Origin of the sequence: Legionella tunisiensis, from assembly GCF_000308315.1 — a bacterium.
Taxonomy (GTDB): domain Bacteria; phylum Pseudomonadota; class Gammaproteobacteria; order Legionellales; family Legionellaceae; genus Tatlockia; species Tatlockia tunisiensis.
This window is the reverse complement of record NZ_CALJ01000047.1, coordinates 1-2,313: the sequence shown is the minus strand read 5'-3', so window position 1 is coordinate 2,313 and position 2,313 is coordinate 1. Positions and strand designations below refer to the sequence as shown.

Here is a 2,313-nt window from a genome sequence, read left to right as displayed (position 1 = left end):
CCCGGCGCAATATGTCCAGCCATCATTGCGGCCTCAATAATCAAAGTGCCAGCACCACAGAACGGATCATGCAAGGCATAGCCATTAGCAGCTAATTGTGGCCATTTAGCCCGTATTAACATTGCTGCAGCAATATTTTCTTTTAATGGTGCCTCACCAGCCTGAGTTCGATAACCACGCTGATGCAAACTATAACCAGTCAAGTCAAAACTTACAGTGACAATGTCATGCTTCAAATGGGCATGCAGGCGAATTTGCGCCTTTTCACGATCGATGGAAGGTCGCATTCCTTTAAATTGGCGAAAATGATCAACAATGCCATCCTTAACTACTTGTGCGCCAAACATGGAATTTCTTATATGTGTTGAAGAACCATGAAATTCAATTGCCAGCGTTTTATCTGCGGAAAAAACCGTTTGCCAGGGAAATTGATTACAAAGCTGATAAAGAGTCTGCTCATTATGGGCTTGACCACTAAAAAGCAGAAGCTGCACACGATTGGCAAGCCGAGACCATAAGCACAGTTGGTAAATAACCGTTAAATCTGCTTCCCCGTAAACGCCTTGCGGGCTCACACGAGTAACATGTAAACCCAGTGTCTTCACCTCTTCTTCAAGCAGGTATTCCAAGCCCTTTGGGCAACTAATAAATAGGGAGTAATTCATTATAAACATGCTCTTAAAAAACGAAACAGCGCTTTGGAAGCACCAGCATGTTTCTCGCTGTTTTGCTCCTCTACCGCCTTTTTTACCAGCTGGCGTAGCTGTTGTACATCCGCTGGTTGATAAGCATCTATAAATTCGGTAAGAGCCTCTTTCCCTTGATGAATCAAGCGCTCACGCCATTGCTCTAATTCATGGAAAGAAGCCGTTTGAGCACTATCCACAGCTATAATGGCCTCATAAGCCTCCAATATAGCCTCGCTATCAGCGGCTCGCATAAGCTTACCAATCAATTGTGCTTGTCGCCTTATCGCGCCGTGACTCTTGATGGATTTAGCATCAATAATAGCCTGGCGCAAATTGGGTGGTAGTGGCAAGGTATCAAGTTTTGCCAAACTCAACGCGATTAATTTGACTCCTACCTTCTGCAAAGCATCGGCGTCACGTTTTTTTGTGATTTACTTTTCGGTTCTTCCATCAAAGCGACCCTTTAAAAACTAACACAAAGCATTCAATCTAAATAATGCTCTCGTTTCATCGTACTCAATGTGTGATTGCTCCATCTAGGTGAAACTTAACAGGGTACCTAAAGGAGAAGAAACAGTATTTCTTATTTTAGCATCTTTGCAGCTTTTCTTGACAGTGTCTGTACCCTAATCAGCTGCAGCAAGAGGAATAGATGTTGGTTGATAACGTCTGACCTTTATTCGAGAACGCAGATAAGTTCGACTGATAGCGAAGAGATTATAAATTAGAATAACTAGCAATAGGGAGTGTAACCAAGTCACCGTTAAATGAATAAAAACAGGTACAGTAATAAAACACCTATACAACCAGCCAGGCTAAGGATTAAGGTCTTTTTCAAAGGAATTTTATTTTGTTGCACAAACACTAAGGTAGTTAAGGGTTGTTGCATAGCGCCGGCCGTCATCATAATGGGGAAAGCCACAACAGGTGAAACATTTAGCAAAAATAACACGCCTTGCACCATCACAAACAGACCAATACCCACGGAGGTTAAAGCACCACAGATAATCATTGCAAAAAACCAATAAAAAGCTTGCCAGAATGCAACGCAATCAGCTCACCACCAACGGGCATTAAACGCAATTGATGGCAGATTAGTAGACCGATAATAATCACAAAGCAACACATCATTGACAAGCGGATAGCTTGTTTACTTAAATGCGTCACAATAGCGCCACCAATCAATCCCCCCAAACAAGTCCCCATTACCAACGTTACCAGTGTAGTCAGATCCACATCGACTAATTGCATGAAGAAGAGAGATTCAATCGTCCCTGGAATAACTTGGGCACCATTGTTGACTGCTGGCAACTCATCATCGGGAAAAGTCCTCAGTATTTTAGCCAGGGTAACATTAACAGCAAAACTACCAACGCCCAATGTATCAGCAATAAAGGCAATAACCCCGCTAACTGTTAGCTTTATATAATCAAGAGCAGATAAGCGCACAGGAGGTTGTTTTGTCAGTTTGTACAGCATGGCTACTATACAAACAAAACTTAAAATTAATATTGCCACTATTATCAAGGAGATAGCCATCAGGTTCCTAGCATACTGTTAGTTTTATAAGCCCCCTAGAGGCATTGCGCTCAGACAATTCCAGTCTGTACACAAGAGGGGTGAA

General features: G+C 42.4%; 1 protein-coding gene and 2 pseudogenes. All 3 read right to left on the bottom strand.

The window, feature by feature from the left end; genetic code table 11:
• On the bottom strand, positions 1 to 665 hold a 665-nt coding region (locus BN58_RS21790), incomplete at its 3' end, for a THUMP domain-containing protein (RefSeq protein ID WP_040916110.1).
• Positions 665 to 1,140 (bottom strand): annotated as a pseudogene (gene yjgA, locus BN58_RS03585) (ribosome biogenesis factor YjgA). The gene BN58_RS21790 and the pseudogene yjgA, both read right to left, overlap by 1 nt.
• 175 nt (positions 1,141 to 1,315) lie before the next feature.
• Positions 1,316 to 2,228 (bottom strand): annotated as a pseudogene (locus BN58_RS21785) (sulfite exporter TauE/SafE family protein).
• Positions 2,229 to 2,313: the final 85 nt, after the last annotated feature.